The sequence below is a fragment of the Oleomonas cavernae genome (assembly GCF_003590945.1).
GTDB lineage: Bacteria > Pseudomonadota > Alphaproteobacteria > Zavarziniales > Zavarziniaceae > Zavarzinia > Zavarzinia cavernae.
This window is the reverse complement of record NZ_QYUK01000016.1, coordinates 1-19848: the sequence shown is the minus strand read 5'-3', so window position 1 is coordinate 19848 and position 19848 is coordinate 1. Positions and strand designations below refer to the sequence as shown.

Here is a 19848-nt window from a genome sequence, read left to right as displayed (position 1 = left end):
CCAGGCGGGTGTCAGGCGACGTCGGGATGACCCAGGGTGCGCACAAAACCCAGCATTTGTTCTTTGAGCTCAAGGCTCGGGAAGGGCACGACCCGGTAGCGGATCTCGGCGTCCGCCACCGTCTTGCCGTCTTTCAGCAACCGGGCCTCGCACACGGCATAGCCGGATCCCTCGTGGGTCAGTTTGCTGTGCGCTTCGAGCACGTCGCCCGGCACGATGAAGCTGCGGAACTTCGCCCGGTCGGCCTGGGCGAGGAAGGCCATCTTCTCGTAGCCGTTGCGCGCCAGGATCAGGTGGCCGCCGGTCTGCGCCATGCACTCCAGCAGCAGGACGCCCGGCATCAGCGGGTGGCCAGGGAAATGCCCCTCGAACACCGGCGACTGCATAGGGACCACCGCCCGGCAGGTGATGGTCCCGGCGTCGAGATCCATCGCCTCGATCCGGTCGACCATCTGGAAATATTCAAGGCGCATGGCGAAGGGCCAGGCCCGCTCAGGCCTTGGCGGCGCGCAGTTCGTCGATGCGGGCGGCGAGGTTGGCCATGATGAAATAGTCGTCGGTCGTGGCGCGGCCCTCGTTGACTTCCTTCATCCAGGCTTCGACCGGCATCTTGATGCCGAATTTCTTGTCGATGCCGAAGGTGACGTCGAGGAAATCGAGGCTGTCGATGCCCAGATCGTCGATGGCGTGGCTCTCAGGGGTGATGGTCTCGCGCTCGATATTGCAGGTCTCGGCAATGATATCGGCGATCGAGTCGAAGGTATCGGACATGGAACGGGGGCCCTCAGGGGTCGAAAATCACGGCGCAAATTACGGATTGCGCCATGATAAAGCAATCATGCTCGGTGCAAGGCCGGATTGCGTGGGCTCAACGCCTGGGGGAAGTGGGCTTGATCCGGATCGCCATGGGGTGGCCGGCGGGCTTGGGACCGGCCTTGGCCAGGCGCATGGCCAGGGTTACCGCCCCGCCGCAATGGGGGCAGGTGGCATGCTTGCGGATCTCGACGAGGGGGAACTGGGCGCCCAATTGCCGGCACAGGCTGTCCAGATCGACATCGGCGCCGCGCCCGCACGGCGCACAGTCCAGCCGCGCGGCATAGCCATGCTCCATGAGCTGGCCAACGGTATTCAGACGAATGGCCGCAATAGTCTCAGTCATGGCTGGTTCCGATTGCCTATGGCATCCTCCGGCGCGACTCTACCGGCTGCTCCCTAGCGAAAGATTAATGATGGTCGGCGCGCAATGTATGGCCGCATAAAGTCGGTCGTGTTCGACCTGTTGCCCGGTGGTACCGAAGCCGGGCAGATCTATCTGGGGCTCCTGCTGTTTGCCCTCGTCCTGGTGGCCCTGCGCCGCGGCCTGTCGGATCTGGCGGCGATCGCGGTGCTGCTGCTGCTCGGGCTGGGCCTCGAGGTCGCGGACGTCATGTTCCTGGGGCAATCGGCCCGGGGTGCCCTGCCGGACCTGTTTCACTTCATGCTGGCGCCGGCCTTCCTGTTCGGCCTGGCCCGGGCCCGGCTGCTGAGGCCCTAGATGGAATTCCTGGCCAGCCCCGAGATCCTGGGCCTTCTGTTCCTGGTCGCCATTTTTGCCGGCTGTATCGATACCATCGCGGGCGGTGGCGGCCTGATCACGGTGCCGACCCTGCTGGCCGTGGGCCTGCCGCCGGCCGCGGCCCTGGCCACCAACAAGCTGCAGGGCAGCTTCGGCACGCTGACCGCGTCGGTCGCCTTCATCCGGCGGGGCGAGATCGACCTTGGCGCCTTTTGGCCGTTCATCCTGGCGACGCTGGTCGGCGCGGCCCTGGGCACCGTCGGCGTGCGCATGATCGATGCCTCGGCCCTAGCCGAGCTGATCCCGGTCTTGCTGATCGGGGTGGCCCTTTATGTCCTGCTGTCGCCCCGGGCCGGCGATCTCGAAGCCCACCAGCGGGTCTCCTTCGCCTTCTTCATCGGCGCGGTGGCGCCGGTGATCGGGGCCTATGACGGTTTCTTCGGGCCGGGCACCGGTTCGTTCTTCGCCATCGGCTTCGTCGCCCTGCTGGGTTTTTCCCTGCGCCGGGCGACCGCCCATGCCAAGGTCCTGAACTTCACCTCCAACGTCACCTCGCTCGCGGTCTTCGTCAGCGGCGGCCACGTGATCTGGCTGGTGGGCGGGGTGATGGCGGCCGGCGCCCTGGTCGGCGCCCAGATCGGTGCCCACCTGGTGGTCCGCGTCGGCGCCCGCATCGTCCGCCCGGTACTGGTCGTGGTGTCGGTCAGCATGGCGCTGAAGCTGTTGATCTGGGGGTAGGGGCTCATTATTTTATGTCAATCTTTGACATAGGTGTGCGATGGCCACAAACGTGCATTTGACGCCCGAGCTTGAGAATTTCGCCCGCGCCTGTGTCGAAAGCGGGCGTTACAACAACGTCAGCGAAGTCATGCGGGCCGGCTTGCGGTTGTTGCAGCGAGACGAGGAGGAGCGCCTTCGCTTTCTGGCCACACTTGATGAGGCCGAGGCCGAGGCTGACCGCGACGGCACCTTCGCCATCGAGGAAGTGTCGACTGAAATCGACGCCATCATCACCGGGTCGCGCTGATGGCGGTTGCCCGCCTCTCACCACGGGCGCGCCGAGAGTTGACTGAAGCCATCCGCCGGATCGCCAAGGATAATCCGCTGGCGGCGGAAGCGTTGCATCAGACGGTGATCAAGGCAGCGGCCTTGATCACCGACAATCCTCGAATTGGCTTCGTGCGGGAAGCTTGGGCGGGCACCTCCCGGCGATTTTTCGTCGTTTCCGGCTTTCCCTATCTTCTGGTCTACAACGCCGAGCGCCACCCGCCGCTGATCCTTCGCGTGGTCCATGGCGCGCACGACTTGCCCGCCGCGCTCCGCGACCGATGACTTGTCCAGTTCCTCCGCCTGCGCTGCTTGTGACGCCGGTCACTTGGGCAGCGGAATTGCCTGCCCGGGGCCGCCGCCTGCGTTGACACCCTCAACCGGCGGGTATCCCATCGTGGGGTCATCACAGCGTGGTCAACACGCAAGGATCCAACACATGGAGGATCGACCGTGGCATTGCTTCATATCTACGATTCCAGCGACGCGATGATCCGCCAGACGGCGGGGCGGCGGAACGTGGCCGACCAGTTGCCGATCGCCGATGGCAATGACCTCGACGACGGGATCAACGGCCTGCTGACGGCGGGGCGGTACTTCGACCGTGTCCTGTTCGAGACACACGGTTCCCCCGGGCAGATTTCCTTCGGTGGCGTGGGGATCGGCGCCTGCTACTGGAGTAGTGCCAAGACCAACAAGCTGGGCTGGTACCGGCTGGTCACCAACAATGCCCGCATCTATTTCAACGGCTGCAATGTCGCGGAGGGCGCCCAGGGCTGGGCCTTCCTCGAGGCGGCCGCGGATGTCTTCCTGAACCCCGGCGGGGCGAAGTCTTCGCCCAGACCTCGGTCGGCTTCGGCAATCCGTTCAACGGCCATGTCATCCATCTCTGGGGCGACACCCGCCGGCTCTTCGTCGCCGCCGACGGACGGATTCTGGAACGCTTCGAGCAGTAGCAGCGCCCTTCCTGGTCGGCGCGCGATACTCCAGCCGTCATGGCCGGGCTTGTCCCGGCCATCCACGTCGGCAAGCTGCCTCTTTCGTCGACGGGTGTGGCTCGTCCCGACGTGGATGCCCGGGACAAGCCCGGGCAGGACGATATTTGCAGGTTACGGTGCACTTCCCACTGAGTGCATGATGGCTCAGCCTTTGCCCAGCTTCTCGGCTAGCGCCTTGACGCCCTGCTGGTCGATCTTGCCCGAGCCGAGCAGGGGCAGTTCGGGGACGTGGATGATCTGTTTAGGCGCCATCAGCTCGGTCAGGCCCTGCTCGTGCAGGTGAGCGCTGAGCTTCGCGCGTTGGGCATCCGGGCAGGTGGTGAGCATGACCAGGCGCTCGCCCTTCGTCGGATCGGGCAGGTTGGTCACGGCATGGGCGAAGTCGGGCCACAGGATGGACGCTTCGTGTTCCACCGCGGCCAGGCTGACCATCTCGCCGGCGATCTTGGCGAAGCGCTTGGCTCTCCCTAAGATGGTGATGAAGCCCAGGTCGTCGATCTCGACGATGTCGCCGGTGTCGTACCAGCCGTCGTCGGGCGGGGCCAGTTCCGCCGGCTTGTCGGGCCAGTAGTAGCCCAGCATGATATTGGGCCCGGTGACCACCAGCCGGCCGCCGCGGGTGATGCCTTCGACCGGGTCGAGGCGGGCACGCATCGCCGGCAGCAGGCGGCCGACCGAGCCGGGCTTGAACTGCATCGCCGTGTTGACCGCGATCACCGGCGAGCATTCGGTGGTGCCGTAACCCTCAAGGATACGAACGCCGAATTTTTCGCCATAGATGCGGCGCGTCTCGTCCTTCACCCGTTCGGCCCCGGCGAAGATGTAGCGGGTCGAATAGAAGTCGTAAGGGTGGGCGGCGCGGGCATAGCCGTTCAGGAAGGTGTCGGTGCCGAACATGATGGTTGACGAGGTGGCATAGACCAACTCGGGGATCGCCTTGTAGTGCAGCGGCGAGGGATAGAGGAAGGTCTTCACCCCGGCCATGATCGGCAGCACCAGGCCACCCAGCAGGCCGAAGGAATGGAACACCGGCAGGGGGTTCAGCACCTTGTCCTGGCGGGTGATGTCGACGATGGTCGCGACCTGCAACTGATTGGCGTTCAGGTTGCGGTGGCTCAGCACCACGCCCTTGGGCAGGCCCTCGCTGCCCGAGGTGAACAGCACCACCGCCGGGTCGTCGGGCCTGGTGTGCAGGTCGCCGTGCAGGAAGCGCGGCAGGCGCGATGCCGCCAGGCCCCACAGCTTGTCACTGGTTTTCAGCGCGGTGCGCACGTCTTCGAGATAGACGACTTGCGCAACCTCGCTGATCGCCTTGATCGCATCCTCGAGCTTGGCCATGGCGACGAAACGGCGCGACGACAGCACGGTCTTGAGTTTGGCCGTGCGGCAGGCCGAGGCCATGGTCGACGGCCCGGCCGAGAAGTTCAGCATGGCCGGCACCCGGCCGAAGCCGATCAGGGCGAAGAAAGTGACCGCCACGCCCGCGGTATTGGGCAGCAGCACGCCGACCTTCTCGGCCGGCTGGGTCAGGCGGGCGATGGCCCGGCCCAGCACCAGGCAGGCCATGACCAGGCGGTTGTAGGTCAGCGGCTTGCGGTCCTGGTCCTCGACGATCTCGCTGCGGCTGCCGTGGGCCCGGCGCGCGTCGAGCAGGGCCTGCCACAGGTTGCGTTCCAGATCGGCGCTCTGGAACATCATCTCGATCATGACGTCGTAGAGCTTGTTGCCCACGGCGCGCCGCCGCCGCTGGCCGGCCAGCCCCGCCGGCACGTCGAGCCGGCGGGGTTCCAGCACGTGGATCGTGATCTTGGGGAACAGGCGGCGGTGCTGCTTGCCCGACAGGCGGGTGAACAGCGAGTATTCGGCGCCTTCGATGCGCACCGGCAGGATGGTGGCGCCGGCCCGGTCGGCGACCATGCCGGGCCCCTCGTAGACCTTCATCAGGCCGCCGGTCACGGTCACCCGGCCTTCGGGGAAGATGATCATCGGCGTGCCATGCTCGACCGCGGAAATCAGCGCCTTCACCGCCATCGGCTTGGACGTGTCGACCGGGAAGATCTTGATCAGCTTGCCCAGCAGGCGCGCCCAGAACCCTTCGGCATCCTTGGCGGTGGCGGCGAACTTGGGCGTGCCCGGCAGAAAGGCCGCCAGCAGCGGCGCATCGAGGGCCGAGGCATGGTTGGCGACGATCACCACCTTGTCCCCGGCCTTGGCGATATTCTCGACGCCCGTCACCTCGACCCGGAAGGCCAGGCGCAGCAGCCGCGCGGCGGCCGACTTGAACAGGTGATCGGGCCACAGGCTGAGGCCCGTGGGGATGGTGGCCAGGGCGATCAGGGTCAGGACCAGAAACAGGTCGGCGATCGACAGGCCGATCGTCCGCAGCAACAGGGCCAGCAGCAGCAGGGCGATGCCGCCCAGGCCCACCAGCAGGCCGGTGATCGAATAATAGTGGGCACTGGCCCGCTCGTCCTGCGGCGCGGCGATCAGGACCAGTAGCGGGGTGGCCAGGACGGCGCCCGCCGCCCCGAAGAAGAGGGCATCGATGAGCAGGCGGATCGCCCCTGCACCGGCGAAGACGCTGAAGACGGAGTGCAGTTGATCAGGTGCCGGCATGGCCGGGGCGATGCTGCCGGCGACCAGGAACAGGTCGAACACGGCCAGGGTCATGACGATCAGCGCCAGCGGCGTGAAGGCCGCGCTGGCAATGCCGCGGGTCAGCCGCACCGCCAGCACCGATCCCAGCACCACGCCCAGGCCGAAGCCCCCCAGGTAGGTGAACTCGACCAGGGCATCGCCCCCCAAGACCTGGCGCGCCAAGGCGGGCAGATAGGCGACGAACAGGATGGTGCCGGCACCGAACCAGGCGACACCCAGGGCGGCGGCCCAAGGTGTCTGGGCGGCCCGCATCTGGGCGATGATGCCGGGCAGGCCGCTGCGATCGAGCGCGGTCGCCCCCTGTTCCTCGGCCGGGGCAGGCCGCCCACGGTGGCCGCCGCCAGCTTGCGCGTCAGCCACCAGCCAAAGCCGGTGACGACCACCAGGACAAGTGCCAGCAGGACCTCGCCGCCGGGCAGGGCGCGCAGCAGGTGGGCGGCACCGATGCCGATGGCGCTGCCGGCGAAGGTGGCGATCAGCAGGGTGGCCACGCCCTGCAGCCGGGCGCCGGCGTCGAGCCGGCGGTGCACTGCCGACAGGACGAGCGGCGCCAGCACCGCCAGCACCAGGCCGTCGAGGGCCAGGGCCACCCAGGCGGCAGCGCCTTCGCGCGCGGTCAGGCCGGCAGCGGCGATCACCGCGGCCAGCAGGGCGACCGCCATGGACCAAGTGACCAGCGGCTGGCCCCGGCCGCGAATGGCAAGACCGGCACCGACCCGCGGCAGGAGCACCGGCGGCAGCAGCAGCAGGCCCGATGCCATGAAGCCGCGCAGCCCCAATTCCCGGTCGACCAGGCCGACATTGCTGCCAAAGCCCAGCACGATGACAAAGACCACCGCCGTGCTCAGGCTGAAGGCGAGCAGGGCGAGGGCGAGGCGCGGCAGCGGTCCCGACGTGAGCACGGCCATCAGGCGGCTCGTGCGGCCTTCCCGCGTGCTGCCTTCCCCGGCCTGGCCGGTGGTTGCGTCCGGCGGTACGTCCTGCGGCAGTTCGGTCATCGTGCTGTTTCCTGCTCTGTCCCCGGCGGAGTCTTGAGCCGCTCCGTCCCCTCAAGCTGCTTAACGCAACAATGGCTGCCCTGAGAAGGGACTGGGAGGAGTTTAGGCACGATTCCGGCGCTTGTTTGCCCCGATTGTGGCAAGCCTCCCGCTTCTGGCGTTGCCAGACCGGTTACCATTTGGTGATGTTCGATGGGTAAAGGATGCAGGGCGACGATCAACGCATGTCGTATCAGGTGTGACGTAGATCACAGACTGGGGCACCGGGCGCGGGGTCCGCTTGGGGAACGATCTCTCGGGAGTTTGGCGGCAAGATGCAGCCTTTCGATACATCTGGCCGTAGCCGCCGGCCGCGGCTGGGACATGCTCAGGCAATCGCAACTGGGGCAACCGCAACTGGGGTAACCGCAACGGGTCGGCCGCTCGATGACATGCCACATGGACCAACTCCTCGCCCAAGCCGGCCTTGACCTCAAAGCCGAGCCCTTTGTGGTGGTGCCCGGCCACACCGCGCGGCGTGCGGCCCGCTCGATCACCGAGGCCTATACGCGCCTGGAAGCCGTCTCCGGCGAGAAGCTCGGTCCGATCGTGCTGTGCCTGCTCGAGGGGTACGGCTTTGGCGAGAATCACCCTTATGCCAAGGCGGCGATGCCGATCGCCGCGGCGATCGAGGCGCGGGATACGCCCCAGCCGGTCAACCCCTACCACAATGCCCATCACACCCTGGAAGTGGTGCTGAATGCCCATTATCTGGCGGCGCGCAACGATGTCGTGGCGATCAATATCCGCCTGACCCAGCGCGAACACGCGCTGCTGTGCCTGGCGGCTCTGATCCACGATTTCGAGCATGACGGGACGATGAACGGCAAGCAGCGCTTCCGGTTGGAGCAACTGGCCAACGATACCGCTGCGCCTTATTTCCAGGCGGCTGGGATCAGCGGCGAGGACCAGGCGGCGATCAAGGTCATGGTCCTGGCGACCGATCCTGCCGGCCCCAACCTCTACATGAAGGCGTTGCACAGCCAGGCCTTCTACCAGGCGCCAGCGCCCGAGCCGGCGACCGCTTTTACAGAACTGGCGCCGCTGGCACAGGATCTGCGCCTGCTGCGCCTCGCCGGGCTGCTGAACGATGCCGACCTGATGTCGTCGGCGGGGCTGAGCCTCGACTACGCCCGCCGGCAATCGGACAAGCTGGGTGCCGAAGGCGGGCGCTACCTCGACTGCAACGACATGCTGCGCTTCCTCAACCACATCGTGGGCGGCAGCTTTACGACCGGGGCGGGCCGCTTCTTCAATCTCAACATGTCGCTGATCAAGTCGTTCTCGGAACTGGGCATGTCCAGTTCCAACGACGGCATCGATGCCCCGCTGATCAGGCCCTAGGCGATCAGACCCCGACGACGACACCGTCCCCGATGGCGACCCGGCCGCTTGCCAGGACACGGCAGGTGACGCCACCGCGCCAGTCGGGCGTCAGTGCCGCGGTCAGGCCGGGGAGCTGGGCGTCCATGCGCTCGCACGGCTCGGTCTCGCCGGTAACCTCGAGGGTCAGCGTGCCGATGGTCAGCACGGCGCCGGGCTGCCTGGGCAGATCGATGCCTTCGACCAGCAGGTTGGCGCGGCGCGTGGTCCAGGGGGTGGCCGGATCGGCACCGGGAACATCGGCCACGGCGGCCTTGAAAGCCTCGATCGCCAGGACGGTGACCTGACGGTCGCCCGGGCGGCCGCGAATGTCGCCCTCCACGCCGGCCTCGACGGTCACGGCCGCCGCGGTCAGGCTTTCCATGGGCAGCCGGGGCTTGGCCCGGCGGGCGATGGCGATCAGGCGACCGGTCATTTCCAACACTCCACGAGAACGGTGTACCGCTGCGCCACTTCGCCGACGTCGGCGGCGGAAAGCGGCGGCCCGGGATCGGTCGCGGTCAAGGTCATCTGGTGCTGGTTCAGGAACGCCGCGGCGACCCTGGCCTTGATCGCGAAATTCACATTCTGCGGAATGTCGCCGTAGGCATCGACCACCTCGAGCGCGTCGAGCTTGGCCGAGACCACCCCCACGACGAGGCCCGAACGGTCGAGCAGGGGGCCACCGGAATTGCCCGGCTGCACCGGCGCCGAGATCTGCAGGTAGTCCGGATCGTCGCGCAGGCCGGCATTGGCGCTGACCGTGCCGGTCGCGACGTTGGCCTCGGACGAGAGCAGGCCGCGCAAGGGATAGCCGACCGCGACCACGTCGTCGCCCGGGCGGATGTCGCGCCCCATGCGGAACACGGCGCGCGAGGGCGGTGTCGATGCCGATTGAAGCACCGCCAGATCGCGCGACGGGTCGCTGGCGATCACCGCGGCCGTGCCGATTTCCTCGCGCCCCAGGCGCAATTTGAGATCGGCGCAGCCGGAGACCACATGATTGTTGGTCAGTACCAGGCCGCCCATGGAGATGAAGAAGCCCGAACCGGTCGAGTCGAGCTCGGTCCGCATGCGCTCGGGCGGCGTGGTTTCGGGCGGGCCGGTATTGGCCACGCGCGGCGCCGTGCTGCCCGGGCCGTTGCGCTTCAGCCACTCTTCGGCCAGGCGGCGGCCTTCCTTGATCTCGGCCCGTTCCATGCGCTCGGCGACGTCGGCCCGCTCTTCGAGTGCGGTTTCGCGCTCGGGCCCCGATCCCATGGAGTCGATGGCGATCGAATACCATTTGTAGGCTTCGATCAGGTTCTGCGTGACGCCCTGGCCGTCGCGGTACAGCGCCGCCAGATTGCGCATGGCGCTGGTATTGCCGCGATCGGCCGCCTGCTCGTACCAATAGGCCGCCTCGGCCGGCGCGCGGGGCAGGCCGTCGCCGGAATCCAGCAGGACGGCCAGATTGTTCTGGGCCGCCGGATTGCCCTGTTCGGCGGCCTTGCGATACCACTTCGCCGCCTCGGCCTTGTCGACCGGCACGCCTTCGCCGGTGTCGAGCATCAAGGCAAGGTTGAATTGCGCCTCGAGATCGCCCTGTTCGGCGGCCCTGCGGTACCAGCCGGCCGCCTTGGCGTCGTCGAGCGGGACGCCGGTGCCGAAATCATACATGACGCCCAGATTGAACTGCGCCCGGGCAAAACCTTGTTCGGCGGCGGCGGCATACCATTTGGCGGCTTCGGCCTTGTCCTCGGCGACGCCGACGCCCTTGTCATAGAGGACGCCCAGGTTGTTCTGCGCCTTGGCGTGGCCCTGCTGGGCGGCCTTGCGATACCAGAAGGCGGCGATGGCCGGGTCGCGGTCGACGCCATCGCCACTCTCGTACATCAGGGCGAGGTTGTATTGCGCGCCAACGTGCCCGGTAACCGCCGCCTTGCGGTACCAGAAGGCGGCTTCCTCCTTGTTCTGCTCGATCCCCTTGCCGGAGTCATAGAGCAGGGCAAGATTGAACTGGGCGTCCGGGTTGCCGTGTTCGGCGGCTAGGCGATACCATTTCGCCGCTTCCGCGTCGTTTTCGGAGACGCCCTGGCCGTTGTCGAGAATAACGCCGACGCCGAACTGCGCATCGGAATCGCCGGCTTCGGCCAGCGGCAGCCAGATTTCGTAGGCACCGCCGAAGTCGCCGCGTTCATAGGCAGCGAAGCCTTCCTGATAACCTGCGGCCCAGGCCGGCGCGCCAACAAGGCCCCAGAGCAACAGGCCCGTGGTGGCAACGGCGCCGCCAACGGCAGATAGACGGCCAAAACGGCCGAGGGGCTTCATCGCGAGGATACCAATTGAGATTTTCGGCATCAATCCCATGCCGAGTTGTCCACAATATCTAGCAGAACCCCAACCTAATGCGCCATGATCCGAGTCGCGACACTTTTGCAAGCGCGAAATGCAGTTCGCGCGGCCGTGTGGCATTCCGACCGCGCCCCTGATGTCGCCTGTTCAGCCGCCGGCGATGGTGACGCCCCCGTCGACCGCCAGGGTCTGGCCGTTGGTGTAACGCCCGGCATCCGAGACCAGGAACAGGGCGGCGCCGGCGATGTCTTCCGGCTCGCCGATGCGGCCTGCCGGACAATTGCGCAGGATCTCGCGCTCGATGTCGGGATTTTCCCACAAGGCCCGGGCGAAGTCGGTGCGGATCAGGCCCGGCGCGATGCAATTGGTGCGGATGTTCGCCGGTCCCCATTCGACCGCCAGATTGCGCGCGAGCTGCATGTCGGCCGCCTTGGAGATGCAGTAGGCGCCCAGCAGGGCGGAACCGCGCAGGCCGCCGATCGACGAGATGATCAGGATCGAGCCGCCGCCCTGGGCTTCCATGGTCGGCTTGGCCAATTGGCACAGCCACAGGTTCGACTTGATGTTCGAGGCCATGATCTTGTCGAAGGCGGCATCGGGGACATCGATGATGGGGCCGAAATAGGGGTTCACGGCGGCATTGCAGACCAGCGCGTCGAGCCGGCTGTAGGTACTCAGGGTCTGGTGGATCAGGGCCTGGCAGTCGTCGCGCGAGGAGATGTTGCAGGGAACGACCATCGCCTCGCCGCCTTCGCCGCGGATGATCTGCGCGACGGCCTCGCAGGCATCGGCCTTGCGGCTGGAAACCACCACCTTGGCCCCGGCCCGGGCCAGCTCGATCGCGATGGCCTTGCCGATGCCCCGGCTCGACCCGGTAACGACGGCAACCTTGCCCTTCATGTCGAACAGTTTGGACGCCATGCCACTCTCCTCCGTCGCGTGTTTTTTTGGGTTATGAGACGCGCAGCCTACACGAATCACCGCCATAGTAAGGGTCATGCAGGACTGGGACGACTTGAAGATCGCGCTGGCCATTGCCCGTCACGGCACCTTGACCGCCGCCGGCCGGGCACTGGGCCTCAACCAGTCGACCATGGGGCGGCGGCTGGCGGCGTTGGAGGCCGCGGTGGGACGGCCCTTGTTCGAGCGCCAGGGCCAATCCCTGGTGGCGACGCAAACCGGCGCCCGCGTGGTCACCGCGGCCGAGCAGATGGCGGGCACCATGGCCGAACTGGCGGTCGAGATCGAAGGCGGGGCGGCCCCGCTGGAGGGCGTGCTGCGCGTCTCGGCGCCCGAGTTGTTGATCGCACCCTTCCTGGCGACCCGCCTGTCGCCGTTCATCGCCAGCCACCCCGGCCTGTCGCTGGAACTGGTTTCGGACGAGCGCCCGCCGGTCCTGGCACGCCGCGACAGCGACATCGCTTTGCGCTTCGCCCTGCCCGACCAGGCGGAATTGTTCGTGCGCCGGGTCGCCTTCGTCGCTTTTGCCGTCTATGCCGCGCCCCGCTATGTCCTGGCCGCCGGCCTCGATCCCGAGGAGCGGCGCGCGCCGGCCCCCGGCGCCTTTGCCGGCTGCGATGCGATCGGGCCGCCGCCGGAACTCTCGGGTGCCGCTGATGCCCAATGGTTTGCCCGGCTTGCCCGCGGCGCCCGGCCCGCCTTGCGCGTCGACGGCGCCGCCGGCCAGTTGGCGGCGGTCAAATCGGGCATGGGGGTGGCCCTGCTGCCCTGTTTCCTGGGCGATGCCGAAAGCCTCACCCGGCTGACCGCGCCGGGCGCCTGCCCCTTGCGCGAGGTCTGGCTGGCGGTCCACCGCGACCTGCGCCACGCCCCGCGCCTGCGCGCCACCATCGACCAGATCAGCGCCGTGATGAAGCGCGAGCGCGTCGCGCTGATGGGCGCCCTGGGCTGACAGGCCCAGCGAGCGCTGTTTTCTGATTTATCGAGTATCGTCATCCCGGCCGGAGCAGAGCGTAGAGCCGGGATCTCTTGATCAGAATTCTCGGTGCTCAAGCGTCACAAGATCCCGGCTCTTCGGCCGGGATGACGAGTTACTTCTAATTTGTCTGGAAATGGCGTTAGTCGCGTGGTGTTCGCCTGCCCAGGCCGGCCCGCCACACCTTGCGCATCGTCTCGACCACCTCGGCGAAAAGCCGGGGCGCGGATCGGGAAGCGCCATATCGGATTACATCACGCCTCGTCGAGCAGCGCGTTCAGATGATCGTGTTCGGGGTCCATGCGGCTGGCGGCGATCGCCTCGATTTCAGCCTCGGTCAGATCGGTGACCGCGATGGAGCGTCCCGCGCGTGCGCGCAGCCGCTGAAATTCCTCGTACTCAATAGCCGAGACGAAATAGCCGGTGGTGCGCCCGTGGCTGGTCACGGCAACGGGCTCGCGCTGGGCGATTTCACGATACTGCCCGAAATTACGGGTGAACTCGGTTGCCGGCACTTCGCGCATCAGGCGCCTCCTTGATTTCCACAATTTACGCGTTTTGCGGAAATTTTCAAGGAGGCGCGAGGCGCATGCCGGCGATCAGGCCTTGGCGAAGACGGCCTTCATGGCCGCGGCGCCCTCGACCAGGGCGGTGCGGCCGGCCTCGATGACGCCGGACATCGAGCAGAAGCCGTGGATCTGGCCCTTGTATTCGGCGGTGGTGACGGCGACGCCGGCCTCCTGCAGGGCCTGCGCATAGGCCAGGCCCTCGTCGCGCAGGGGATCGAAGCCGGCGACGATGACATGGGCCGGCGGCAGGCCGGCCAGCTTGGGATGGCGCATGGGCGACAGGCGGGGATCGCCCAGGTCGGCCTGGTCGGGGCTGCCGATATACTGGGTGAAGAACCAGGTCATCAGTTCCTGGTCCAGCATGTAACCTTCCGCGTTGGCAGTGCGCGACAGGCCTTCGTGCAGGGCATCGGTCGCGGGGTAGATCAGCAACTGGAAGGCCAGCGCCGGGCCGCCGGCATCGCGGGTAATCTGGGCAATTACGGCCGAGAGGTTGCCGCCGGCGGAATCGCCGCCGACGCCGATCCGGCTGATGTCGGCGCCGATCTCGGCCCCGTTGCGCGCCACCCAGTTGACCGCGGCCAGGCAGTCGTCGACCGCGGCCGGGAAGGGGTGTTCGGGGGCCAGGCGATACTCGACCGAGACCACCAGGCACCGGGCCTCGTTGGCGATGATGCGGCAGGGCGCGTCATGGGTTTCGATGCTGCCGATGACGAAGCCGCCGCCATGGAAGAAGACCAGCACGGGCAGGGTGCCCGAGGGGGCCGCGACGGGGGTGTAGACGCGGATGGCCAGGTCGCCGCCGGGGCCTGGAATGACGCGGTCCTCGACCTTGCCGATGGGCAGGTCCTTGGCGTCGAGCAGCTTGCACGAGATCTCGAACATCTGGCGCGCCACGCTGGCAGGCACCTGATGCAATTTGGGCAGGGGCGAGGCGGCAATCTGATCGAGGATCGCCTTGGCCTGGGGATCGAGGGTCATAGGGGTCTCCCGATTGAGGACTGTTATCGTTGTTCGAGGCTCGCAAGGAACCGGTCGATGGCCTCGACATACCAGATTCCGTCTCGCCCGTGGTGGCCGACGTGGCCACCGGTCCGGGTGAAGGCTGGTATCGTCCAGGGTAGGGCCCGCCAGTCAATAGCGGCGTAGGGCGCGAAGGGCACGATCGGATCGTCCTGCGCGGCGATGACCAGGGCCGGGACACGGATTCCGGCGACATGGTGGCGGGCGCCGTTGTCGTCGTAGAAGGCCTGGGCCGAGGCATAGCCGTTGCGCGGGGCGGTGACTGTCGCGTCGAATTCCGCGAAGTTGCGCGCCCGTTCCACCGCGGCGCGCAGGGCATCGCTCAGTTCGGCGCCGGGCGCCACATATTCGGCCTTGAAGGGTTTCAGCAGGACCTTTTGATAGACCTTGTTGCGGCGCCGGGCCAGGTTGGCGGTGGTCAGGCCGATGTCGATCGGGGCGCAGACGCTGGCGACCGCCACCACCGGCCCGCCGGCGCCCTGTTCGCCGGCCAGCTTCAACACCGTGTTGCCGCCCAGCGAGAAGCCCACCGCGACCGCGCCGTTGGCGGTCAAGGCCGTGGGCAGGGCGGCGATGGCATCGCGCAGGTCGCCCGAGCGGCCGGCATGGTAGTGGCGCTTGCAATCGATCCGGCTCGGCCCGGCGCCGCGCAGGTTGAGACGCACCACGTGGTAGCCGCGCTCGATCAGGCGCGCGGCCGTGGCCAGCATATAATAGCTGTCCTCGCTGCCCGAGACGCCGTGGGCGAACAGGGCCAGCGGCAAGCCTGGCCGCGGGGCGGCAGGCTCGTCCAGGGTTACATGCAGGCGGTCGCCGGTGCCGTCGGCCAGGGGCAGGATCAGCCGGCTGGAGCGTGCCGCCGGACGGGGCGGCACGGGCTTGGCCAGGGCATTGCGGACGGACTGGAGATCGCCGCCCAGCCAGGGCAGGCGGGCCCGGAACGGCGCCAGTTCCAAGCGCGGCGCCTGGTCAGAAAATGGCATAGCCGCCGTCGATCACGATGCTGTCGCCGGTGTGGAAGCGGCTGGCGTCGGAGGCGAGATAGACCGCGATGCCGGCGAAATCCTCCGGCTTGCCCCAGCGGCGCACGGGGACGCGCGGCATCACCCGGTCGTTGAAGCGGGGATTGTTGAACAGCAGCTCGGTCATGTCGGTCTCGATCCAGCCCGGCGTGACCGAGTTGCAGCGGATGCCGTCCTTGCCCAGTTCGGCCGCGATCGCCCGCATCATCGACAGGACGCCGCCCTTGCTGGCGCCGTAGTGCTCGTTGCGCGCCGCGCCCTCGATCCCGGCCAGCGAGCCGGTGACGACCAGCGAACCGCCGCCACCGCGCAGGGTCATGTGGCGCGCCGCCTCGCGCAGGGTCAGGAAGGCGCCGTCCAGGTTGACCGCCATGACCCGGCGCCATTCATCGAGGCCCAGTTCCATGAAGGACGGTGTCATGCCGCCGATGCCGGCATTGGCGAAGCAGGCATCGACCCGGCCCAGCGCCTGGATCGTGCGGGCAAAGCCGTCGGCCACCGCCGCCTCGTCGATCACCGAGACCTCGAAGGCCGCGACCTTGGTGCCGTGGGCGCGCAGCTTCTCGGCCGCCGCGGCGTTCTTGGCCGCATTGGTGCCCCAGATCGCCACGTCGGCGCCGGCCGCGGCGCAACCCGCCGCCATGGCGAGGCCGATGCCGCCATTGCCGCCGGTGACGAGAACCACCTTGCCGGTCAGATCGAAAGGCTTGAACGCCATGCTTGCTCTCCTCCGCTTATTGATTGGGCCGGAGTATAGGCACCACAAATATGGATGACGAGGGCGTCATGTTTGACGTCGCGTCAGCCAGTGGCGCTCAGGCGTCGATGTGGTGGGAGGCCGCGTCGGGCGCCTCGATCAGCGCGGCAAGCGCATCGAAGCGCGCGGCATCGGCCGTACCGGGGGCCGGCTCTCGCTCGAAATGACGCGCGATCTCAGTCAGGGCCCAATCGTAGTCGAACTCATCGCGGATCGATCGGATATCCATTTGTCGTCTTCCTCGTGCGTGCCGATAAATACGTCTTCGGGCCGGCGGCGGCACCCCAAAAATCGTCATCCCGGCCGTAGCGCAGCGTAGAGCCGGAATCTCGTGACGGCCCGGCGCCGGGAACACTGGTCCCGAGATCCCGGCTCTCCGGGCTTCGCCCTGCGGCCGGGATGACGCTTTGTGAGAGTTGTCGGCTGCTGCGCTCAACGGAAAAGCAATTTGGATCGATTATCCGTCCAGCGGCCGGCCGTCGAGCCAGCGGGCCATCAGGACGCGGGGTTGCTCGCCATAGCCCAGCGCCTCGTAGAAGGCGCGGACGGCGTGATTCTCGGGGCGGATCAGCAGGTGCATCTTGGCCATTCCCCGGGCCGCGATCCAGTCTTCCGCGGCCTTGACCAGGCGCCGGCCCAGGCCGGTGCGGCGCAGGGCGGGGGCGACGGCCAGATAGTACATCCAGCCGCGATGGCCCTCGTGGCCGACCATGACGCTGCCGACCACCGCCCCTGCCTCGGTCGCGACCAGGATGGTCGCCTCGGCCGAGCGGCGGGCCAGGGCGATGTCGCCCCGGGGATCGTTCCACGGCCGGGTCAGGCCGCAGGCGGTCCACAGGGAGACGAGGCCGTCGACATCACCGTCGCCGACGTCGCGGAACGTGCCGCTCAAGCCGGCCTCGCGATGTAACCCTGCTCGATCAGCCAGTCGGCGCAGTCGGCGACCATCACGGCCAGCGGTACGGTGCGATAGCCCAGTTCGCGCTGAGCCTTCAGGCTGGGGCAGGGATTGACCTTGGCCGCCATGGCCGCGGTCTCGGGGGTGAGCGCCGGCGGCTTGCCGGTGATCGCGGCCTTGAGCGCATAGAGCCGGCCGAACAGTTTCAGCAGGGGCAGGGGGATGACCGGTGGCGCCTTGGTCTTGCCCAGGCGCCGGGCGATCTCGCCGACGAAGTCCTTCATCGTCGCCTCGGTTCCGCCCAGGACATAATTCTCGCCGGTGCGGCCGCGGGCGACCGCTTCGATATGGGCGTTCACCACCTCGCGGACATGGGCGAAGGAGAGGCCGCCGGGCGGCACGCCGGGCAATTCGTCCTGCGCCACCATCAGGAACATGCGGGCCCAGGTATGGCTGTCCTGGGCGCCGACGATGGCGGCCGGGTTCATGATCACGGCGTCGAGGCCGCGCCCGACCGCGGCCGCCACTTCCCGCTCGGCCAGGTATTTCGACTTCTGGTAATTGATCCAGGACGAGCCGCCCCGCTGGGGCACCTCCTCGGTCACGGGGCCGTCGACTAGGCCCCAGACGGATACGGTCGAGGTGTGGATGAAGCGCTTGACGCCCTTTTCCAGGGCGACGGTGCACATGTTGCGGGTGCCGTCGACATTGTTGGCGGTCTGCTGCGGGTTGTTGCGCGACCACATGTTGGTGTCGCCGGCGACGTGGAAGACGGCGTCGAGGCCGGCCGGCATGGCCCGCCGCAGCGACTCGATGTCGGTAATCTCGCCCGTCACCTTGGCGACGGCGCGGCGGTCGAGGTATTTGGTGTTCGAGCCCGCCCGCACCAGGCAGGTGACGGTCCAGCCGCGCGCCAGCAGCTCGTCCACCAGATTGATGCCGACGAAGCCGGTGGCCCCGGTCACGAACGCACTGGGCATGCAGCCCTCCCCTTATGTTTTGCCCAGTGTGGCCTATCCTTCAGGGTCTGGGCAACTGGTCGCGCTCGGCGATGAACTTGGCGGTGAATTCCGGGTAGAGCTGGGGGAAGTCGGCCACATTGTGCTGGGCCACCCGGTCGGGCAGGGCGAGGCGGAAGTGGTGGGTCGTATCCGTCAGGTCGAGGGTCATGGCGCCCACGATCTTGGCGCCGATCGTCTCCTGCAGGGCGTCGGGGATGATGAAGGCGCAGGACGGCGCCCAGACATGCTCGACGCCGTCCACCTCGATCTGCCGTGTCTGATGGGTGTGGCCGGCGACGACGAAGCGCAAATCCCGGCGGGCCAGCAGCTCCAGCAACCGCCGCCGCGGTGCCGCCGGGACATAGCGCCCGTGGATCTCGTCGTCCGCCGGCCCGTTGCGGAACAGCGGCTTGTGCAGCATCACGCCCAACGGGCCCGCGGATGTTCCAAGCGCCGCCTCGATCCAGGCAAACTGCGCCTCCTCCTCGTCGAGGCCGGTGCCGAAAAGCTGGGCGTTGAGGCCCAGGATCTGCCAGGCACCGGCCCGAAGGACCAGCGATCGGGGCCGAAGACCCGCGGTAGCGCTGCAGATGCTCGAGGTCGACCAGTTGCTGTTCCGAGCCACGCCGGGCCCCGGCGGTTGTCACCCATGTCGTGATTGCCGGGCAGGAAGCGTTTCTCCCAGTCGCCGCTGTTGAGGGCCTGGAAGGCCTGGGCCAGCTCGGCGGGATCTTCATCGCCATAAGCCGTGATGTCGCCCAGGTGCACGACCATGTCGGGCCGCATGCTGGCGATCCAGGCCTTGATGGCCAGCCAGTTGTCGCCGAACGCGCCGACGACGGGGCTGGGTGGCTGTCGGAAACCAGAACGATTCTCATCTCTCCGCCTCCCTGCAAGCGGTCGGGATCGGCCGCGGGGGCCCCATTGTTCAACTTGTCTGTTGCCCGGTGATGACCTTGCCGGATTCATCAGGCCCTTGGGTCGAAAGCCTGCTTGATCCGGCGTTTCAGGTCCAGTTCCACCGTCGAGTGATAGCGGGTGATCTCGTCGACCTTCAGGCGGCCCAGGCCGTGCTCGGCCGAGATCGAGCCGCCGAACTGATGGGTCAGGTCGTGGACGATTTCCGCAAACTCCTGCGTGCGGGCCATGAAGGCGGCCGGATCCACCCCACCGGCTGGCTGAGTTGAAGTGCAGGTTGCCGTCGCCCAGGTGGCCGAAGCAGACGATGCGCACCTGGGCGTCGCGCGCCGTGATGGCGGCGTTGGCGCGGCAACGAACCGGTCCAGGCGCTGGACCGGGACCGAGATATCGTGCTTCAGGCTGGCGCCCTGGGGTTTCTGCGCGTCGGACATGTCTTCGCGCAGGTGCCACAGGGCCTGGCCTGGGCTTGCGAGGCGGCGATGGTGGCGTCCAGCACCAGGCCGTCTTCCATGGCCTGGGCCAGGGTCGCTCCAGCAGGGCCTGCCGGCCCTCGTCCTGGCCGCCGATCTCCATCAGGACATACCAGGCGCGACCGTCGCCAGGGGCGCTTGCGCCGGGCAAATGGTCCAGCACGAACCCGATGCCGATCTCGGGCAGCAGTTCGAAGGCGGTCAGCCTTCGCCCGCGGCCTGCGCAGGCGCCCAGCAGGGTGATGGCGCCGTCACATCGG

The 19848-nt window shown here is 67.5% G+C and carries 23 protein-coding genes and 2 pseudogenes; 7 read left to right on the top strand and 18 right to left on the bottom strand.

Annotation, left to right across the window (positions count from 1 at the left end; translation table 11 throughout):
• Nucleotides 1-11: 11 nt before the first annotated feature.
• The 3 genes from D3874_RS25360 to D3874_RS25350 all read right to left on the bottom strand — a co-directional run bounded on the left by D3874_RS25360 (nt 12) and on the right by D3874_RS25350 (nt 1159).
• Complete coding sequence (locus D3874_RS25360) at nt 12-473, bottom strand: 3-hydroxyacyl-ACP dehydratase FabZ family protein (protein ID WP_119782521.1); 462 nt, start codon at nt 471-473, stop codon at nt 12-14.
• Between the two features lie 19 nt (nt 474-492).
• The gene (locus D3874_RS25355; RefSeq protein WP_119782520.1) at nt 493-771 is read right to left on the bottom strand and encodes an acyl carrier protein; all 279 of its coding nucleotides are present in this window, start codon (nt 769-771) and stop codon (nt 493-495) included.
• 97 nt (nt 772-868) lie between these two features.
• The gene (locus D3874_RS25350; protein ID WP_147385865.1) at nt 869-1159 is read right to left on the bottom strand and encodes a hypothetical protein; all 291 of its coding nucleotides are present in this window, start codon (nt 1157-1159) and stop codon (nt 869-871) included.
• 108 nt (nt 1160-1267) lie between these two features.
• On the opposite strand from D3874_RS25350, the gene D3874_RS25345 reads away from it, so the two are divergent.
• From D3874_RS25345 to D3874_RS32275, 5 genes and pseudogenes are all read left to right on the top strand, one after another.
• Entirely contained in the window at nt 1268-1534 is a 267-nt protein-coding gene (locus tag D3874_RS25345; RefSeq protein WP_147385864.1) for a hypothetical protein, read from the top strand.
• A complete protein-coding gene (locus D3874_RS25340; RefSeq protein ID WP_119782517.1) occupies nt 1535-2293 on the top strand; it encodes a TSUP family transporter in 759 nt (252 codons plus the stop codon). It begins immediately after the preceding gene.
• Nucleotides 2294-2333: 40 nt separating this feature from the next.
• Nucleotides 2334-2582, top strand: a complete 249-nt coding sequence (locus tag D3874_RS25335) for a type II toxin-antitoxin system ParD family antitoxin (RefSeq protein ID WP_119782516.1) — start codon at nt 2334-2336, stop codon at nt 2580-2582.
• Entirely contained in the window at nt 2582-2887 is a 306-nt protein-coding gene (locus D3874_RS25330) for a type II toxin-antitoxin system RelE/ParE family toxin (RefSeq protein ID WP_119782515.1), read from the top strand. Before D3874_RS25335 ends, D3874_RS25330 begins: the two co-directional genes overlap by 1 nt.
• A gap of 204 nt (nt 2888-3091) precedes the next feature.
• A pseudogene (locus D3874_RS32275) lies at nt 3092-3391 on the top strand (DUF4347 domain-containing protein); the annotation flags it as partial.
• Nucleotides 3392-3744: 353 nt separating this feature from the next.
• Here the strand turns inward: D3874_RS32275 and D3874_RS25320 are convergent.
• Nucleotides 3745-6216, bottom strand: coding sequence for an AMP-binding protein (locus tag D3874_RS25320; RefSeq protein WP_233560413.1), 2472 nt, complete (start codon nt 6214-6216; stop codon nt 3745-3747).
• A 101-nt stretch (nt 6217-6317) separates the two neighbouring features.
• Entirely contained in the window at nt 6318-7256 is a 939-nt protein-coding gene (locus D3874_RS30880; protein ID WP_233560364.1) for a hypothetical protein, read from the bottom strand.
• 438 nt (nt 7257-7694) lie between these two features.
• Here D3874_RS30880 and D3874_RS25315 point away from each other — a divergent pair, with 438 nt between their 5' ends.
• Nucleotides 7695-8639, top strand: coding sequence for an HD domain-containing protein (locus D3874_RS25315; RefSeq protein ID WP_158596215.1), 945 nt, complete (start codon nt 7695-7697; stop codon nt 8637-8639).
• Between the two features lie 4 nt (nt 8640-8643).
• Here the strand turns inward: D3874_RS25315 and D3874_RS25310 are convergent, their stop codons facing one another.
• The 3 genes from D3874_RS25310 to D3874_RS25300 form a co-directional block, all read right to left on the bottom strand.
• Complete coding sequence (locus D3874_RS25310) at nt 8644-9093, bottom strand: MOSC domain-containing protein (RefSeq protein WP_119782512.1); 450 nt, start codon at nt 9091-9093, stop codon at nt 8644-8646.
• Nucleotides 9090-10967: a trypsin-like peptidase domain-containing protein gene (locus D3874_RS25305; protein WP_158596214.1), complete on the bottom strand. Its 1878-nt coding sequence runs from the start codon at nt 10965-10967 to the stop codon at nt 9090-9092. Before D3874_RS25305 ends, D3874_RS25310 begins: the two co-directional genes overlap by 4 nt.
• Before the next feature lie 171 nt (nt 10968-11138).
• A complete protein-coding gene (locus D3874_RS25300; protein ID WP_119782510.1) occupies nt 11139-11912 on the bottom strand; it encodes an SDR family NAD(P)-dependent oxidoreductase in 774 nt (257 codons plus the stop codon).
• Between the two features lie 76 nt (nt 11913-11988).
• Here D3874_RS25300 and D3874_RS25295 point away from each other — a divergent pair, with 76 nt between their 5' ends.
• A complete protein-coding gene (locus tag D3874_RS25295; RefSeq protein WP_119782509.1) occupies nt 11989-12903 on the top strand; it encodes a LysR family transcriptional regulator in 915 nt (304 codons plus the stop codon).
• Between the two features lie 278 nt (nt 12904-13181).
• On the opposite strand, the gene D3874_RS25290 is transcribed toward D3874_RS25295, so the two are convergent.
• The 10 genes and pseudogenes from D3874_RS25290 to D3874_RS25245 form a co-directional block, all read right to left on the bottom strand.
• Nucleotides 13182-13451 (bottom strand): type II toxin-antitoxin system prevent-host-death family antitoxin, encoded by a 270-nt coding sequence (locus D3874_RS25290; protein ID WP_119782508.1) that lies wholly within the window; start codon nt 13449-13451, stop codon nt 13182-13184.
• A gap of 75 nt (nt 13452-13526) precedes the next feature.
• Nucleotides 13527-14477, bottom strand: coding sequence for an alpha/beta hydrolase (locus D3874_RS25285; protein WP_119782507.1), 951 nt, complete (start codon nt 14475-14477; stop codon nt 13527-13529).
• Nucleotides 14478-14500: 23 nt separating this feature from the next.
• Nucleotides 14501-15502, bottom strand: a complete 1002-nt coding sequence (locus D3874_RS25280) for a YheT family hydrolase (protein WP_119782506.1) — start codon at nt 15500-15502, stop codon at nt 14501-14503.
• A complete protein-coding gene (locus D3874_RS25275) occupies nt 15489-16259 on the bottom strand; it encodes an SDR family NAD(P)-dependent oxidoreductase (RefSeq protein ID WP_119782505.1) in 771 nt (256 codons plus the stop codon). The genes D3874_RS25280 and D3874_RS25275 overlap by 14 nt, the downstream gene beginning before the upstream one ends.
• A 97-nt stretch (nt 16260-16356) precedes the next feature.
• Complete coding sequence (locus D3874_RS25270) at nt 16357-16527, bottom strand: transcriptional regulator (protein WP_119782504.1); 171 nt, start codon at nt 16525-16527, stop codon at nt 16357-16359.
• Between the two features lie 228 nt (nt 16528-16755).
• Nucleotides 16756-17190 (bottom strand): GNAT family acetyltransferase, encoded by a 435-nt coding sequence (locus D3874_RS25265; protein WP_119782503.1) that lies wholly within the window; start codon nt 17188-17190, stop codon nt 16756-16758.
• Nucleotides 17187-18176, bottom strand: coding sequence for an SDR family oxidoreductase (locus D3874_RS25260; RefSeq protein WP_119782502.1), 990 nt, complete (start codon nt 18174-18176; stop codon nt 17187-17189). Before D3874_RS25260 ends, D3874_RS25265 begins: the two co-directional genes overlap by 4 nt.
• A 40-nt stretch (nt 18177-18216) precedes the next feature.
• A complete protein-coding gene (locus D3874_RS25255) occupies nt 18217-18822 on the bottom strand; it encodes a metallophosphoesterase family protein (protein ID WP_233560363.1) in 606 nt (201 codons plus the stop codon).
• Between the two features lie 23 nt (nt 18823-18845).
• Nucleotides 18846-19166 (bottom strand): annotated as a pseudogene (locus D3874_RS32270) (metallophosphoesterase); the annotation flags it as partial.
• Nucleotides 19166-19570 (bottom strand): FAD-binding oxidoreductase, encoded by a 405-nt coding sequence (locus tag D3874_RS25245; protein ID WP_274380658.1) that lies wholly within the window; start codon nt 19568-19570, stop codon nt 19166-19168. The gene D3874_RS25245 and the pseudogene D3874_RS32270, both read right to left, overlap by 1 nt.
• Nucleotides 19571-19848: the final 278 nt, after the last annotated feature.

Bases quoted from the DNA above. Each gene is read 5' to 3' on its own strand.
- D3874_RS30880 (WP_233560364.1), bottom strand. From the start codon at position 7,256: ATGACCGAACTGCCGCAGGACGTACCGCCGGACGCAACCACCGGCCAG.
- D3874_RS25270 (WP_119782504.1), bottom strand. From the start codon at position 16,527: ATGGATATCCGATCGATCCGCGATGAGTTCGACTACGATTGGGCCCTG.
- D3874_RS25320 (WP_233560413.1), bottom strand. From the start codon at position 6,216: ATGCCGGCACCTGATCAACTGCACTCCGTCTTCAGCGTCTTCGCCGGT.
- D3874_RS25285 (WP_119782507.1), bottom strand. From the start codon at position 14,477: ATGACCCTCGATCCCCAGGCCAAGGCGATCCTCGATCAGATTGCCGCC.
- D3874_RS25355 (WP_119782520.1), bottom strand. From the start codon at position 771: ATGTCCGATACCTTCGACTCGATCGCCGATATCATTGCCGAGACCTGC.
- D3874_RS25280 (WP_119782506.1), bottom strand. From the start codon at position 15,502: ATGCCATTTTCTGACCAGGCGCCGCGCTTGGAACTGGCGCCGTTCCGG.
- D3874_RS25310 (WP_119782512.1), bottom strand. From the start codon at position 9,093: ATGACCGGTCGCCTGATCGCCATCGCCCGCCGGGCCAAGCCCCGGCTG.
- D3874_RS25260 (WP_119782502.1), bottom strand. From the start codon at position 18,176: ATGCCCAGTGCGTTCGTGACCGGGGCCACCGGCTTCGTCGGCATCAAT.
- D3874_RS25335 (WP_119782516.1), top strand. From the start codon at position 2,334: ATGGCCACAAACGTGCATTTGACGCCCGAGCTTGAGAATTTCGCCCGC.
- D3874_RS25275 (WP_119782505.1), bottom strand. From the start codon at position 16,259: ATGGCGTTCAAGCCTTTCGATCTGACCGGCAAGGTGGTTCTCGTCACC.
- D3874_RS25340 (WP_119782517.1), top strand. From the start codon at position 1,535: ATGGAATTCCTGGCCAGCCCCGAGATCCTGGGCCTTCTGTTCCTGGTC.
- D3874_RS25350 (WP_147385865.1), bottom strand. From the start codon at position 1,159: ATGACTGAGACTATTGCGGCCATTCGTCTGAATACCGTTGGCCAGCTC.
- D3874_RS25360 (WP_119782521.1), bottom strand. From the start codon at position 473: ATGCGCCTTGAATATTTCCAGATGGTCGACCGGATCGAGGCGATGGAT.
- D3874_RS25290 (WP_119782508.1), bottom strand. From the start codon at position 13,451: ATGCGCGAAGTGCCGGCAACCGAGTTCACCCGTAATTTCGGGCAGTAT.
- D3874_RS25315 (WP_158596215.1), top strand. From the start codon at position 7,695: ATGGACCAACTCCTCGCCCAAGCCGGCCTTGACCTCAAAGCCGAGCCC.
- D3874_RS25300 (WP_119782510.1), bottom strand. From the start codon at position 11,912: ATGGCGTCCAAACTGTTCGACATGAAGGGCAAGGTTGCCGTCGTTACC.
- D3874_RS25295 (WP_119782509.1), top strand. From the start codon at position 11,989: ATGCAGGACTGGGACGACTTGAAGATCGCGCTGGCCATTGCCCGTCAC.
- D3874_RS25330 (WP_119782515.1), top strand. From the start codon at position 2,582: ATGGCGGTTGCCCGCCTCTCACCACGGGCGCGCCGAGAGTTGACTGAA.
- D3874_RS25305 (WP_158596214.1), bottom strand. From the start codon at position 10,967: ATGAAGCCCCTCGGCCGTTTTGGCCGTCTATCTGCCGTTGGCGGCGCC.